Origin of the sequence: Rhodococcus sp. PvR044 (assembly GCF_040548995.1) — a bacterium.
Taxonomy (GTDB): Bacteria; Actinomycetota; Actinomycetes; order Mycobacteriales; family Mycobacteriaceae; genus Rhodococcus_G; species Rhodococcus_G oryzae.
The window spans coordinates 268,859-281,656 of record NZ_JBEPSX010000003.1 but is presented as its reverse complement, the minus strand read 5'-3'; the positions used below and the strand labels follow the sequence as shown (position 1 = coordinate 281,656).

Below are 12,798 nucleotides of genomic sequence, written 5' to 3'. Positions count from 1 at the left end.
CTCTCACCCCTTGCCCGGATGGAGGGTTCCGCAGTTCCCACAGGTGCGGGCTTCGACACTCTCGTAGAACTGGGTGAACACCGGAGGCAGGTCGGCGACGATGTCACGGACCTGGAGTTCGACCTCGTGGATCAGTGCGTCGCAGTCGATGCAGTACCACTGGAACTTCTCGAGCGTGCCCTCCTCGCGCACGCGCTCGATGACCAGGCCGATCGAGCCCGCGGTCGGACGCTGCGGCGAATGAGGCAGGTTGCCGGGCAGCAGCCAGGTCTCGCCCTCACGGATGTGCACGGTCTCGGGGCCGTTCTCCGTCATGACATTGACGTGGATATCACCCTCGAGCTGGTAGAACCACTCCTCGTACGGATCCAGGTGGTAATCGGTGCGCTGGTTCGGCCCACCGACCACCTGGACGATGAAGTCGCTGCCGAGGGCCATGGTCTGGTTGTTCACCGGGGGCTTGAGCAGATGCTCGTTGTCGGCGATCCACTTCTGGAAGTTGATGGTCGGCGGGACTCGGGTCATGACGTGGCCTCCGATGTGGCGGTTCGGTTCTGCGAGCGGGCGACGGGTCGGTACGCGACGCCCTGCATCTCGATCAACAGGTGGGGGTGCGGGAGCTGGTGTACCGCGACGGTGGTGCGGGTGGGACCTGCTTCGTCGAACATCTCGGCGTACACCTCGTTGTAGCCGCCGAAGTCGTTCATCGACACCAGGTACGAGGTGACCTGGACAAGGTCGGAGAGCTCGGCGCCGACCTCGGCGAGGATGGCGCGCATGTTCTCGATGACCGCGCGCGTCTGGGCGCGGATGTCGAGCGAGGTGGTACCCATCTCGTCGACCGCGACGCCGACGAACGTGTTGTCCGGCCGTCGCGAACTGGTTCCCGAGACGTACACGAAATCCCCGGCGACCTTGACGTGCGGGAACCGGCCCCGTGGCGTGGCCAGCCGCCCGATCACCTTTGCTTCGCTCATTTCACTCCCCTCACGCTGACGCGGCCTAGCCCGGCGATGTGGCACTGCGCGACCTCAGCGGTCAGCGTGACGGCCGCGGTGGCCGCACCCGCGAGCACCACCTGCCCCGCCCGCAGCGGGATCGCCCGACGACGCGCCATGTCCACCAGCGCGTGCAGCGCGCGCACCGGATTGCCGAGGATCGCCGAGGTGGATCCGACCATGGCCTGGCTACCCACCTCCAGCCGAACCGCTCGGTTGTCGACATCCTGCATCCGCTGCCACTGCCCGACCACATAGCCGGCGGCCGAGGTGTTGTCGGCAACCACGTCGGTGTACGTGAATCGGAAGTCCCGGTAGCGGGAGTCGATGATCTCCATCGCAGGCGCAACCGCGTCCACGCAGGAGACGATGTCCACGGCCGGATCGCCCGGGTCCACGTCGCGGGCGAGCCGGTACGCGATCTCCGGCTCGATCTTCGGGTGGATGAACCGGGCCAGGTCCACGTCGCCGCCGTCCTCGATCCGCATGGCGTCGGTGAGCTGCCCGACGATCACGTCGGACACACCCATCTGGGCCATCTTGGCCTTGCTCGTGAACCCGAGCTTCACCCCGACGATGGATTCCCCTCGGCCCATCCGGCGGCCGACCAGGGCGTTCTGGATCCGGTAGGCATCGTCGATGTCGACCTCATGGCTGTCCGCGAGGCTGGGCGTGTCGGTCACGGTCCGCTGGGCGAGATCCAGGCGATCCGCGAGCCCGTCGATTTTGATCATGTTGAGCTCCTTCACTTCTCACGTCCTACCAATGCCGACTCGATCACGGCGTCGACCTCGCCCAGCCCATCGAGCCGAAGCCGGAAGCTGCCGGCCTCGGTGATCGGAACCATGGGACCCAGTGCACCGGACATGACGATGTCGCCTGCCCGCAACGGCTGCTCACGTGTGACGAGCTCCCTGGCCAACCAGGCGACGGCCACGACCGGGGAGCCGAGGCAGGCGTGACCCGCACCGAAGGACACCTGCTCGCCGTCCCGTTCCAGTGTCATCCCGACCCGTGACAGATCCAGCCCGGTCAGCGAGTACGGGGTGGTCCCCAGGACGACGGCTCCGCTCGACGCGTTGTCTGCGACCGTGTCGGTGATCGCCAGGTCCCAGTCGGCGATCCGCGAGTCGACGATCTCGATGGCGGGCAGGACGAAGTCGGTCGCGCGCAGGACGTCGGCGACGGTCGCTCCCGGCCGATCGAGGTCCCGGCCGAGCACGAACGCGATCTCGCCCTCGGCCCGCGGCTGCAGGAACCGGGCGGCGGGCACGGGCTCGGTGTGGCCGTACATCATGTCGTCGAGCAGCACGCCGAAGTCCGGCCGGAAGACACCGAACTGCTTCTGCACCGCCGGCGCCGTGAGCCCGATCTTCGCGCCGACCACGCGTGCCCCGCGACCCACCTCGGCGGCGACGACCCGACGCTGGACCTCGTAGGCGGCGTCGAGGTCGCTCTCGCCCAGGAACTCCCGCACCGGCGCGGCAGGCACCAGCGACGCCCTGGCGGCGATGAGCCGCTCTGCGGCCGCATCGAGAGCCGTGGTCGATCCCGATGTCACAGTCACAGTTGCACACACACATTCGTGGGTTCGGTGTAGAAGTGGAGTGATGATTCGCCGCCCTCCCGGCCGATCCCGGAGAGGCCCGCGCCACCGAACGGCGAGCGGAGCTCGCGCGTGAACCAGGTGTTCACCCAGGAGATCCCGACACGCATCTGCTGCGCGACGCGGTGCCCGCGGCGCAGGTCGTTCGTCCAGACCGCCGCGGCGAGTCCGTACTCGGTGTCGTTGGCGAGCGAGATCGCCTCCTGCTCGGTGTCGAACGGGATCAGCGCCGCAACCGGGCCGAATATCTCCTCTCGCACTGCACGATCGGCGTTCGTCAGGCCGGTCCAGAGGGTCGGCTCGATCCAGGAGCCGCCTGCGAGGTCGGCGCCCAGGTCGGGGATCCCGCCGCCGGTCAGCACCTTGGCCCCGGCCTGTTCTGCGATCTCGAAGTAGCTTCGGACCTTCTCGCGGTGCGCCTGGGAGATCAGTGGCCCGGTGGTGGTCGTGGCGTCGGTTGGCGCGCCGAGCCGAAGTCCCTCGGCGCGCTCGACCAACCCGGCCGCGATGTCGTCGAAGATGTTGCGCTGCACGTACACCCGTTCGGTACACAGGCACACCTGCCCGGTGTTCGCGAACACCGAGCGGGTCAGGCCGGTGAGGGCCTCGTCGATGTCGACATCGTCGAACACCACCGCGGCATTCTTGCCGCCGAGTTCGAAGGAGACGGGACGGACTCGCGGCGCGACCGTCTTCATCACATGGGATCCGGTCGCCGAGGAGCCGGTGAAGGTGACCCCGTCGATGTCCGGATGATCTGTGAGGAATTCCCCGGCCGAGTTCCCACCGAATCCGTGCACCACGTTGTAGACACCCGCAGGCAGCCCAACCTCCTCCAAGACCTCCGCGAGCAGCGTCGCGGTGGAGGGCGTCTCCTCGCTCGGCTTGACGACAACGGCGTTCCCGCAGGCCAGTGCGGGCGCCACCTTCCAGGTCAGCAGCAGCAGCGGCAGGTTCCACGGCACGATCACCGCGACCACACCCAAGGGCTTGCGCACCGCGTAGTTCAACGCCTGCCGCCCGCCGCCGAGGTCGGTGAGGAACGACTCCTGCCCCGCCGCGGCGACCACGTCCGCAAAGGTGCGGAAGTTGGTCAGCGCGCGGGCCACGTCGAGCTCGCGGGCCTGCGTGATCGGTTTTCCGGTGTCGGCCATCTCCGCGGCGACGAACTCCTCGAACCGCTCCTCGATCCGATCTGCCGCCCTGCGCAGCAGGGCCGCCCGCTCCCGCACGGGCGTATCAGCCCACCCGTTGTCGAGCGCGCGCCGCGCCGATCGCACGGCGCGGTCGACGAGAGCGATGTCCGCCTCGTGCACTCGGGCCACCAGCTGCCCAGTGGCGGGGTCGAGATTCTCGAAGCTGCGCTCCGGGTCCGGGTCGACGAAGCTGCCGTCCACGTAATTGCGAATCCAGGCTTCGCGGGGTGTGGTCATGCATTCATGATTGGCGGGGAATCCATGCCGAACAAATGCGAATTTCCTCGCAAGCTATGCACATATCGACATAGCTTCACCCCCTCTGGCCGGCGACCGCCTCGCGAACCGCAGGAACCACCTCAACCGCCCACTTCTCGTGCTGGTGCGGGTCATCGTCCTCGGCGCCGAACACGAAGGTGTCCATGCCCGACTCGAGCACCAGCTCGGTCAGCTCGTCGACCCATTGCTCGACCGGCCCGTTGAGGAACCCGCTGCTCGGTCCGTCGGTGATGGCGCCGAACACGTTGTAGATCCGCTGGATCGCCGCGGGGTCACGGCCGGCCGCCCTCGCGGACTCGTCGATGCGCGCGTGCAGACCGGGCAGCACCGGCGGCGGGAAGTAGCTGACCGACGGGACCCAGCCGTCGGCCGAGCGTCCGAGCACCCCGAGCATCCGCGGACCCCCGACCCCCAGCCACAGCCCGATGTCGTGCGCGGGCCGCGGCCCCGGATGCGCACCGGAGAGCCGGTGGTGAACACCCTCGTACCGCACCGATTTCTGGTCCGACCACATGAGCCGGATGACGTCGACGGCCTCGGACAACGCACCCGCGGCCTCGCCTGGCGTGCGTTCCGGTCCGCCCATCCCCCCGATCGCCGGCCAGAACGCACCTGCCCCCAGCGCCAGCTCGAACCGCCCGCCCGAGATCACGTCCAGGCTCGCAGCCGCCTTCGCCATCACCGCGGGCGGTCGCAGTGGCAGGCACGCCACATCGGGGAACACCCGGACCCGGGTGGTGCGCGCCAGCACCAGGGCCATCAGGGACCAGGTGTCCAGGAACCGCTTCTGATACGGATGGTCCTGGATCCCGACGAGATCGAGCCCCTCGTCATCCGCCATCGCGACGAGGTCGAGGATCTCGTCGACCCGGTCGGCATCCGGGGTGGGGAACATGCCGAACTGCAGTGGACGTCCGTAGTCGGTCATCGCCGCGCTCCTCGGTCTCGACTGCGCCTGATGTCCACAGTCACCGACGTAGCCCGAATGCGCAACGGTCGCCGAGGCCGGCTCAGCGGCGCAGGTACTCCAACTGCACGCGCACGGACTGCTCGGCGACCGGCCACAGGCTCTGATCGACGTCGGAGTAGACGTGCTCGACCACCGCGCGTGGGCCTGCGTCGGCGCCGAGGATCTCGAGCGCCGCGCGGACCTGATCGAGTCGCTCCTCGCGATGGCTCAGGTACTGCTTCGCCACCGTCTGCAGGTCCGGCAGGTCGGGACCGTGCCCGGGCAGCACCGCGCGGCCCGTGCCCAGGTCGATGAGGGCGCGCAGCGAGGCCAGGTAATCGCCGAGATCGCCGTCGGAGGCGTCCAGGACGGTGGTGCCCCGGCCCAGGATGGTGTCGCCGGTCAGCACCGACCCCTCTCCCTCGATCACGAACGAGGTCGAGTCCTTGGTGTGGCCTGGGGTGCGCAGCACCCGGATCGCGAGACCGACCTCTTCGATGAGCTCACCGTCCGGCAGGCCCGCGTCGGTGTGCGTGCGGAACCGCGGGTCGACGGAACGGACCGGGCTGCCGGTGAGCGCGGCGAACCGCTCGGCGCCCCCGGTGTGGTCCCCGTGCCGGTGGGTGATCAGGGTCAGCGCCACCGGGCCGACCGCCGCCACCCGCAGCAGGTGATCCTCGTCGGCGTCACCCGGATCGATCACCACACATTCCTCGCGGCCGGGCGCCCGCAGGATCCAGGTATTGGTGCCGTCGAGCGTCATCATGCCCGGGTTGTTCTCCAGCATCACCGCCGCGATCGGGGTGACCTGGCGCAGCTGGGCGTACGCCGGATGTGCCGTGGTCATGGGCTCACTGTACGACCCCGGCGGCGCCGCGGGCGTTGGGCCACATGCTGATTGAAACTCGCGCCGACGCCCGCGCGCTGGCCCACCGATTGTCGGGCCGATCGCGCGCGGGCGCACCGCAGCTAGCGGACTTCCGCGATGACCTCGACCTCGACCGGCGCGTTCAGCGGCAGCTCGGCCACGCCGACCGCGGACCGGGCGTGCACACCCGCGTCGCCGAATACCTCGCCGAACAGCTCGGAGGCGCCGTTGATGACGCCGGGCTGCCCGGTGAACCCCTCCGCGGAGGCCACGAAGCCGACCACCTTGACGATGCGCACCACCGAGTCGAGCCCGACCAGCGCGTCGATCGCGGCGAGTGCGTTGAGCGCGCAGGTGCGGGCGGCGGCCTTCGCCGTGTCCACGGAGACCGCGCCGCCCACCTTGCCTGCCTGCTGCAGTTCACCGTCGATGAAGGGCAGCTGGCCGGAGGTGTAGACGAGGTTCCCGGTCCGCACCGCGGGAACGTAGGCCGCGACCGGTGCCGCCACGTCGGGCAGCTCGATCCGCAGCTCAGCGAGCCTTGCAGTCCAGTCGGTCATGCTCGATCAGCCCTTCGGGCGCTTGAGGTAGGCCACGTGCTGCTCGCCGGTCGGGCCGGGCAGCACCGACACCAGTTCCCAGCCGTCGCCACCCCACTGATCGAGGATCTGCTTGGTCGCATGGGTCAACAGCGGAACGGTGGCATATTCCCAGGTAGTCAATTCGCTCATGCCGCTGAGCCTAGTCGGCCGACGCCGCGCTCCCGCGACTTATAGGCTCGGGGGGTGGCAGCACCCGCGACAGCACCCGTATACGAGTGGCCCGCCAAGGCGGACAAAGCTCGCCTGCATTTCGTCTCAGGGAAGGGCGGCACCGGAAAGTCCACGGTCGCGGCCGCTTTGGCGCTCGCGCTGGCCGCGGGCGGCCGACGGGTCCTGCTCGTCGAGGTCGAGGGCAGGCAGTCCATCGCGCAGCTCTTCGACGTGCCCCCGCTGCCGCCCGAGGAAACGAAGATCGCCACGGCCGACGACGGCGGCGAGGTCTATGCGCTCGCCCTCGACATCGAGCACGCGTTCCTCGAGTACCTGGACATGTTCTACAACCTCGGCTTCGCCGGTCGGGCCATGCGCAAGCTCGGCGCCATCGAGTTCGCGACCACCATCGCGCCCGGCCTGCGGGACGTGCTGGTCACCGGCAAGATCAAGGAGTGCGTGGTGCGCACGGACAAGTCGGGCGCCCGGATCTACGACGAGGTCGTCGTCGACTCCCCACCCACCGGCCGGATCGGCAGCTTCCTCGACGTGACGAAGGCGATGGCCGACCTCGCCAAGGGCGGACCGGTGTATTCGCAGTCCGAGGGGGTGGTCCGGCTGCTGCACTCCGACGAGACGATGGTGCACCTGGTGACCCTGCTCGAAGCCCTGCCCGTGCAGGAGACCACCGACGCGGTCGAGGAGCTGGAGGCGGCCGACCTTCGGCTGGGCACGGTGATCGTCAACCGCAGCGGCACCGCCTACATGCCGACCAAGGCGATGGCTCAGGCCGCCGACGGCACCATCGACGCGGACGCGGTCCGGGCCGGGCTGGACGCCGCCGGGATCTCGCTGTCCGAAGCCGACTTCGCGGGCCTGCTCACCGAGACCATCGAGTACGCCTCGACGTTGCGCGCCCAGGACGACAGCGCCGCCACCCTCGACGAGTTGGACGTCGCGCGGCTGCATCTGACGGCGCTGACCGACGGCATCGACCTCGGTGGGCTGTACGAGCTGGCCGAGCAGCTGGCCGAGCAGGGCGTCCGATGACCACGACTCTCGACATCGACGAGATCCTCACCGACCCCGCGTCACGGATCGTGGTGTGTTGCGGGGCCGGCGGCGTCGGCAAGACGACCACCGCCGCGTCGATGGCGCTGCGCGCGGCCGAGGAGGGGCGCCGGGTCGTGGTGCTCACCATCGATCCCGCCCGCAGGCTCGCCCAGGCGCTGGGGGTGCGCGAACTCGACAACTCCCCGCAGCCGGTGCAGCTGGCCCCTGGCGCCACCGGTGAGCTGCACGCGATGATGCTGAACATGCGTCGCACGTTCGACGACATGGTGCTCGAGCACTCCGCCCCGGACACCGCGCAGCAGATCCTCGCCAACCCCTTCTATCAAACGGTGGCCACGTCCTTCTCCGGCACGCAGGAGTACATGGCCATGGAGAAGCTGGGTCAGCTGGCCGCCAGCGACGAGTGGGATCTGGTGGTCGTGGACACCCCGCCCTCGCGCAACGCGCTCGACTTCCTCGATGCCCCGCAACGCCTCGGCGCGTTCCTCGACGGCCGGATGATCCGGATGCTCTCGGCTCCGGGCCGAGGGATCGGACGCCTGGTCACCGGCGCGATGGGCCTGGCGCTCAAGGCGGTGAACACCATCGTCGGCAGCCAGATGCTGTCCGACGCATCGGCGTTCGTGCAGTCTTTCGAGTCGATGTTCGGCGGGTTCCGGGAGCGGGCCAACCACACTTATCAACTGCTCCGCGCGGAGGGCACCCATTTCCTGGTGATCGCGGCCGCCGAGCCGGACGCGCTCCGAGAGGCGTCGTTCTTCGTCGATCGGCTGTCCACCGAGGGGATGCCGCTGGCGGGTCTGGTGCTCAACCGGACCCATCCGACCCTGAGCTCCCTGTCGGCGGATCGGGCGACGGCCGCGGCCGATCAGCTGAAGGAACGGGGCGAGCACCCGTTGACGGCGGCGGTCCTGAAGATCCACGCCGAACGGGCCCGCACCGCGCAGCGGGAGCTGCGGCTGCTCGGCCGGTTCACGGGCGCGCATCCCCGGGTGCCCGTGGTCGGCGTGCCGTCGTTGCCTTTCGAGGTCTCCGACCTCGAGGCGCTGCGGGCGGTCGCCGATCAGCTGACCGGCCGGGGCTGACCGACCTCGTCGACCACCGCCTGCCGGGGTTGCCGCACCACGAGAGCGGCGGCGCCTGCGGCGACCAGGCAGGCGGCCGCGCCCATCGCGAGCGCGACGCGGCCGCCGAACTGCTCGGCGACGGCACCCGCGATCGGCCCGCCGATCGGCGTCGACCCGAGGAAGGCCACCGACCACAGGGCCATCACCCGGCCGCGCATGCCGGGTTCGGCCTCGAGCTGCAGGGTGCTGTTCCCGATGGAGAGAAATCCGACGCTCGCGGCGCCGACCAGCACCAGGATCACCAGTTCGAGCCAGAAGGTCGGGGCGACGGCGGCCGCGGCGATCAGCACCCCGAACGACGTCGCCGCCGAGATCAGCGCGGGGATCCCGGTCTTGCCGCGGGCGGCGACGAACAGCCCGCCGACCACCGCACCGAATCCCATCGCGGCGGTCATGAATCCGTAGACGCTGGCGTCGCCCCCGAAGGTGTCCCGCGCGAGCACCGGCAGCACCACCTGGAACTCGTAGGCCAGGCAGCCGACCAGCGCCATCATCATCAGCGGGACCAGCAGTGCCGGGGTGCGCCGCACGTACCGCAGGCCCTCCCGCAGCTGACCCGGCCCCCGGTGCGCGGGCGGCGAGGGACGCAGGGCGCCGAGGTCGAGGGTGACCAGCGACACGACCACCGCGACGAAGCTGACCGCGTTCAGGAGGAAGCAGAGTCCGAGCCCGCCCGCCGCGATGATGATGCCTGCGATCGCGGGCCCGACCGCGCGGGCCACGTTGACCAGGACCGAGTTCAGGCTGACCGCGTTGCGCAGGTTCTCGGGCCCGACCATCTCCAGCACGAATGCCTGTCGTGCGGGGTTCTCGAAGCTGTTGTTCACCCCGAGCAGGAACGCGAGCACGTACACCTGCCACAGCGTCACCGTCTGGGTCACCGTGAGAATCCCGAGCACCAGCGCGAGCACGCCCATCATCGACTGCAGCCCGATCATCAGCCTGCGCTTGTCCAGGCGGTCGGCGACGACGCCGCCGTACGGGCCGAACAGCAGCACCGGCAGGGTCTGCAGCGCGATCACCAGGCCGAGCGCGGTGCCAGACCCGGTCAGCTGGAGCACCAACCACGCCTGCGCGACGGCCTGCATCCAGGTACCGACCATCGACACCGCTTGCCCGCCGTAGTACCGGCGGAAGTTCGGGGTGGCGAGGGACGCGAAGGTCCGGTGCGCGGTCGCCGCGAGCGTGGTCACGGCCGGCCGCGCGCGGCGGTGCCCGAACCGGATCCGGCGGGCTGCGGCGCGATCTCCCTGGCCAGCGACTCGAGCGCGGGCAGGGCGGATCGAAGGGCCTGCTCCTGCTCCTCCGGCAGCCGAGAGAGCGCGTCCGTGAACAGTCGGGTCCGTTCGCCGCGCAGCCGGCGGTGCATCCGCTCGCCGGCTGCGGTGACCTGCACCTGCGCGACCCGGCGGTCCCCCGGGTCCGTCGAACGCTCGAGCAGGCCGTCGGACTCGAGCTTGCCGACCACCCGCGAGAGCATGGTCGGGTTCAGCCCCTCGGTCTCGGCCAGCGCGCCCAACCGCAGCGGGCCCAGTCGCCCGACGGTCCCGAGCACGGAGAGCTGCGTCCGGGTCATGCCGTCACCCGAGACCTGCCGGTCGACCAACCGGGCGATCCGGCCGAGGGCGATCTTGAGGCGGGTGACCTCGTCCTCCGAGTGCACCGTCGCCATCGTTACCCCTCCCGTTTAGTTGCCTATCGGCAAGCATATAACTCCGGGGGAAACGTGTCGACCGCCTGACGGGAACGGCAGGCGCTGCAATGATCGGTGCCATGACGGAGCTGCCCGACTGGGCGCGCGAGCTGAACCTCGCGCCACACCCCGAGGGCGGCTGGTATCGGGAGACCTGGCGCAGCGGCATCACCGTCCCGGCGACCTCCCTGCCCGGCGACTATCCCGGAGCCCGGGCAGCCGGGACCGCAATCCTGTTCCTGCTGATGCCGGGCCAACAGTCCGCGTGGCACACGGTGCGCAGCGAGGAGATCTGGCTGCACCACCGCGGCGGCCCGCTCCTGCTGGACCTCGGCGGGGACGGCGACCGGCCCGGCCGGGTCACCGAACACCTCCTCGGCCCCGACATCGTTGCCGGTCAGGCCCCGCAGCTCCTGGTCCCGGCGCGGCACTGGCAGCGAGCCCGCCCGGCCGGTGACGAACCGATCCTGGTCAGCTGCGTGGTCGTACCGGGATTCGACTTCGCCGACTTCCGGCTGGCCGACGGCTAGCTCTCGGATGGATTCTCAGGCGTAGGCCAGCGGCATCGTGTCGACCATTTCGGCCGAGAGGTAGACCTGGCCGCCGGCGGGTTTTCCTTCGCGGTCTGCCGTTTCGGTGCTGAGCAGGGCGCTGGTCTCACGGTCGATCACCAGCCGGTCGACGTAGCCTTCTTCGAAGGTGAATTCGAGAATGTCGCCGGGCCGCCCTGCCCGGTCCGCGCCGACGCCCAGGTCGCGTGCTTGGATCGCGTCGAGGTCGAGCCCGGCCAGGACCCGGTAGATCCCCGCCTTGATCTCGGGGGTGACCTCCGGATCAGGCAGCAGCTTGGTCGCCAACCGGTACAGCGCCCGATCCGGAGCCTCCCCGGGGTACCCAAGCCCGAGCTCGCTCGACAGGCTCAACATTCGTGTCCGCAGCTGGTAGGGGTCGGCGGGGAGTTCGGCCAACTGGGAGCTCGTCAGGTACCCGGAGGTTTCCTCGAGGTCGCCCCCGGCCTTGCCGACGAGGGCGGTTCCGTCCGGGCGCACGTATCTGTCGTATGTCGGCTGGCCCTCGTCGGTGAGGTTGGTGAATCGCATGTGCCGGATCGGTCCGGTCCCGGCCAGATCGGTCTTCTCCGCGACCAGAGCGGCTTGCTGCAGGGTGAACTGGGGGCCTGCGGCGAGGACCTGTGCGTGCTCGGGCTTGCCGAGTCCGTCGTCTCCGACGACGAATATCGACGCGGCGACGGCAACGCAGGCGGCTGCACCGACGCCGGCCACGACCTGCCACATTCGCCGCCGGCGCTGGTCGAGGCGGACGACCGTAGCGCGGGAATCGGCGGCCTCGCCCGCGGGTGGCTGTGTGGACGTCTCGGTCTCGATGGTGCGCATCAGGTTCTCTCTCGCTCGGAGGACGACCTCGTCGCGGGGAGGCTGCGGCTCGGGTCGCCGATCGCGGATCTCCGTGAAATCACGCATGCCCTTCTCCTTGCCTCGACTCGGTCTGTTGTCGTCCTGTTCTTGCGGGATCGACGCCGTCCGGTTCACGGAGCTTGCGTCGGAGTCGGTTCAAGCGAGACCGAACGGTTCCGATCGGGATCTGCAGCGCCTCGGCGATCTCGGCGTAGCTGAGGTCCTCCCATGCATGGAGAAGCAGCGTGTCGAGATCGGCCTGCGGCAATCGCCGGAGTCGGCGCTCGAGCGCCAGGAACTCACGCCGGGCATCGAGCGAGGTGTCGACCCGCTCTTCGAACGGCACCGGGTCCTCGGGCCTCGGGTGACGGGCGAGTAGGGCGACGTCCCGGTTGAGGCGGCGACGGTTCCCGTGCAGGAGATTGCCTGCGATGCCGTATAGCCAGGGCAGCGCCTGCTCGTACTCGAGATCGAAACCGGCCCGTCTACCGAACGCGATCGTGAACACGTCCGAGGCGAGATCGTCCGCGGCATCCGCCCCTGTCCTGCGAGCGAGGTAGCGGTGAATCGTGGCGAAATGACGATCGAAGATGCCCGCGAAGGCGTCCGGATCCGTCAGCGACCGGGCGATCAGCTCATTGTCTCGCGGGGCTGGGACCTCGCGGAGTGCATCAGTGTCCACATGCCTACTTGTCACCGACGCCGCTCCCGGTTCACGGCCGGCTCAGTCCGAGGAGGAGGCGGGACCCCCGTAGATAACAACACGGTCACGTGGCCATTCGGTCCACGGGGGAAACCGGCAGGAGTTTCTGCGGGTGAAATGAATCGAGCGGGTTCTCAC

The 12,798-nt window shown here is 69.4% G+C and carries 16 protein-coding genes; 3 read left to right on the top strand and 13 right to left on the bottom strand.

The window, feature by feature from the left end; genetic code table 11:
- Nucleotides 1-3 precede the first annotated feature (3 nt).
- From ABIC28_RS09900 to sp36, 9 genes are all read right to left on the bottom strand, one after another.
- Nucleotides 4-525 carry a 3-hydroxyanthranilate 3,4-dioxygenase gene (locus ABIC28_RS09900; RefSeq protein ID WP_097212820.1) on the bottom strand — a complete coding sequence of 174 codons (522 nt, stop codon included), beginning with the start codon at nt 523-525 and terminating at the stop codon, nt 4-6.
- Nucleotides 522-977: a RidA family protein gene (locus tag ABIC28_RS09895; RefSeq protein WP_097212819.1), complete on the bottom strand. Its 456-nt coding sequence runs from the start codon at nt 975-977 to the stop codon at nt 522-524. The genes ABIC28_RS09900 and ABIC28_RS09895 overlap by 4 nt, the downstream gene beginning before the upstream one ends.
- On the bottom strand, nt 974-1,732 hold the full coding sequence (locus tag ABIC28_RS09890; protein WP_097212968.1) for a 2-keto-4-pentenoate hydratase: 759 nt from the start codon (nt 1,730-1,732) through the stop codon (nt 974-976). The genes ABIC28_RS09895 and ABIC28_RS09890 overlap by 4 nt, the downstream gene beginning before the upstream one ends.
- Nucleotides 1,733-1,743: 11 nt before the next feature.
- A complete protein-coding gene (locus ABIC28_RS09885; protein WP_354578631.1) occupies nt 1,744-2,565 on the bottom strand; it encodes a 2-keto-4-pentenoate hydratase in 822 nt (273 codons plus the stop codon).
- On the bottom strand, nt 2,562-4,037 hold the full coding sequence (locus ABIC28_RS09880; protein WP_097212818.1) for a 2-hydroxymuconic semialdehyde dehydrogenase: 1,476 nt from the start codon (nt 4,035-4,037) through the stop codon (nt 2,562-2,564). The genes ABIC28_RS09885 and ABIC28_RS09880 overlap by 4 nt, the downstream gene beginning before the upstream one ends.
- 76 nt (nt 4,038-4,113) lie before the next feature.
- Nucleotides 4,114-5,007, bottom strand: coding sequence for an LLM class flavin-dependent oxidoreductase (locus ABIC28_RS09875; protein WP_097212817.1), 894 nt, complete (start codon nt 5,005-5,007; stop codon nt 4,114-4,116).
- Between the two features lie 82 nt (nt 5,008-5,089).
- Nucleotides 5,090-5,875 (bottom strand): MBL fold metallo-hydrolase, encoded by a 786-nt coding sequence (locus ABIC28_RS09870; RefSeq protein WP_097212816.1) that lies wholly within the window; start codon nt 5,873-5,875, stop codon nt 5,090-5,092.
- Between the two features lie 122 nt (nt 5,876-5,997).
- Nucleotides 5,998-6,456, bottom strand: coding sequence for a RidA family protein (locus ABIC28_RS09865; protein WP_097212815.1), 459 nt, complete (start codon nt 6,454-6,456; stop codon nt 5,998-6,000).
- Between the two features lie 6 nt (nt 6,457-6,462).
- Nucleotides 6,463-6,627, bottom strand: coding sequence for a Sp36 family protein (gene sp36, locus ABIC28_RS09860; RefSeq protein ID WP_072750449.1), 165 nt, complete (start codon nt 6,625-6,627; stop codon nt 6,463-6,465).
- Between the two features lie 54 nt (nt 6,628-6,681).
- On the opposite strand from sp36, the gene bagA reads away from it, so the two are divergent.
- Nucleotides 6,682-7,698, top strand: a complete 1,017-nt coding sequence (gene bagA / locus ABIC28_RS09855; RefSeq protein ID WP_354578627.1) for an ATPase BagA — start codon at nt 6,682-6,684, stop codon at nt 7,696-7,698.
- Nucleotides 7,695-8,807, top strand: coding sequence for an ATPase BagB (gene bagB, locus ABIC28_RS09850; protein WP_097212813.1), 1,113 nt, complete (start codon nt 7,695-7,697; stop codon nt 8,805-8,807). Before bagA ends, bagB begins: the two co-directional genes overlap by 4 nt.
- Here the strand turns inward: bagB and ABIC28_RS09845 are convergent.
- The gene (locus tag ABIC28_RS09845; RefSeq protein WP_097212812.1) at nt 8,786-10,042 is read right to left on the bottom strand and encodes an MFS transporter; all 1,257 of its coding nucleotides are present in this window, start codon (nt 10,040-10,042) and stop codon (nt 8,786-8,788) included. The two genes, bagB and ABIC28_RS09845, sit on opposite strands and share 22 nt — an antisense overlap.
- Complete coding sequence (locus ABIC28_RS09840; RefSeq protein ID WP_354578624.1) at nt 10,039-10,521, bottom strand: MarR family winged helix-turn-helix transcriptional regulator; 483 nt, start codon at nt 10,519-10,521, stop codon at nt 10,039-10,041. The genes ABIC28_RS09845 and ABIC28_RS09840 overlap by 4 nt, the downstream gene beginning before the upstream one ends.
- A 101-nt stretch (nt 10,522-10,622) precedes the next feature.
- On the opposite strand from ABIC28_RS09840, the gene ABIC28_RS09835 reads away from it, so the two are divergent.
- A complete protein-coding gene (locus ABIC28_RS09835; protein WP_097212966.1) occupies nt 10,623-11,072 on the top strand; it encodes a cupin domain-containing protein in 450 nt (149 codons plus the stop codon).
- A gap of 15 nt (nt 11,073-11,087) precedes the next feature.
- Here the strand turns inward: ABIC28_RS09835 and ABIC28_RS09830 are convergent, their stop codons facing one another.
- Both ABIC28_RS09830 and ABIC28_RS09825 read right to left on the bottom strand, forming a co-directional pair.
- Complete coding sequence (locus ABIC28_RS09830) at nt 11,088-12,023, bottom strand: hypothetical protein (RefSeq protein ID WP_354578621.1); 936 nt, start codon at nt 12,021-12,023, stop codon at nt 11,088-11,090.
- Complete coding sequence (locus tag ABIC28_RS09825) at nt 12,016-12,639, bottom strand: RNA polymerase sigma factor (RefSeq protein ID WP_354578619.1); 624 nt, start codon at nt 12,637-12,639, stop codon at nt 12,016-12,018. Before ABIC28_RS09825 ends, ABIC28_RS09830 begins: the two co-directional genes overlap by 8 nt.
- Nucleotides 12,640-12,798 lie beyond the last annotated feature (159 nt).

Excerpts from the sequence above, each read along its gene's own strand:
- ABIC28_RS09900 (WP_097212820.1), bottom strand. The coding sequence starts at position 525 with ATGACCCGAGTCCCGCCGACCATCAACTTCCAGAAGTGGATCGCCGAC.
- ABIC28_RS09895 (WP_097212819.1), bottom strand. The coding sequence starts at position 977 with ATGAGCGAAGCAAAGGTGATCGGGCGGCTGGCCACGCCACGGGGCCGG.
- ABIC28_RS09890 (WP_097212968.1), bottom strand. The coding sequence starts at position 1,732 with ATGATCAAAATCGACGGGCTCGCGGATCGCCTGGATCTCGCCCAGCGG.
- ABIC28_RS09880 (WP_097212818.1), bottom strand. The coding sequence starts at position 4,037 with ATGACCACACCCCGCGAAGCCTGGATTCGCAATTACGTGGACGGCAGC.
- ABIC28_RS09875 (WP_097212817.1), bottom strand. The coding sequence starts at position 5,007 with ATGACCGACTACGGACGTCCACTGCAGTTCGGCATGTTCCCCACCCCG.
- ABIC28_RS09870 (WP_097212816.1), bottom strand. The coding sequence starts at position 5,875 with ATGACCACGGCACATCCGGCGTACGCCCAGCTGCGCCAGGTCACCCCG.
- ABIC28_RS09865 (WP_097212815.1), bottom strand. The coding sequence starts at position 6,456 with ATGACCGACTGGACTGCAAGGCTCGCTGAGCTGCGGATCGAGCTGCCC.
- sp36 (WP_072750449.1), bottom strand. The coding sequence starts at position 6,627 with ATGAGCGAATTGACTACCTGGGAATATGCCACCGTTCCGCTGTTGACC.
- bagB (WP_097212813.1), top strand. The coding sequence starts at position 7,695 with ATGACCACGACTCTCGACATCGACGAGATCCTCACCGACCCCGCGTCA.
- ABIC28_RS09840 (WP_354578624.1), bottom strand. The coding sequence starts at position 10,521 with ATGGCGACGGTGCACTCGGAGGACGAGGTCACCCGCCTCAAGATCGCC.
- ABIC28_RS09835 (WP_097212966.1), top strand. The coding sequence starts at position 10,623 with ATGACGGAGCTGCCCGACTGGGCGCGCGAGCTGAACCTCGCGCCACAC.
- ABIC28_RS09830 (WP_354578621.1), bottom strand. The coding sequence starts at position 12,023 with ATGCGTGATTTCACGGAGATCCGCGATCGGCGACCCGAGCCGCAGCCT.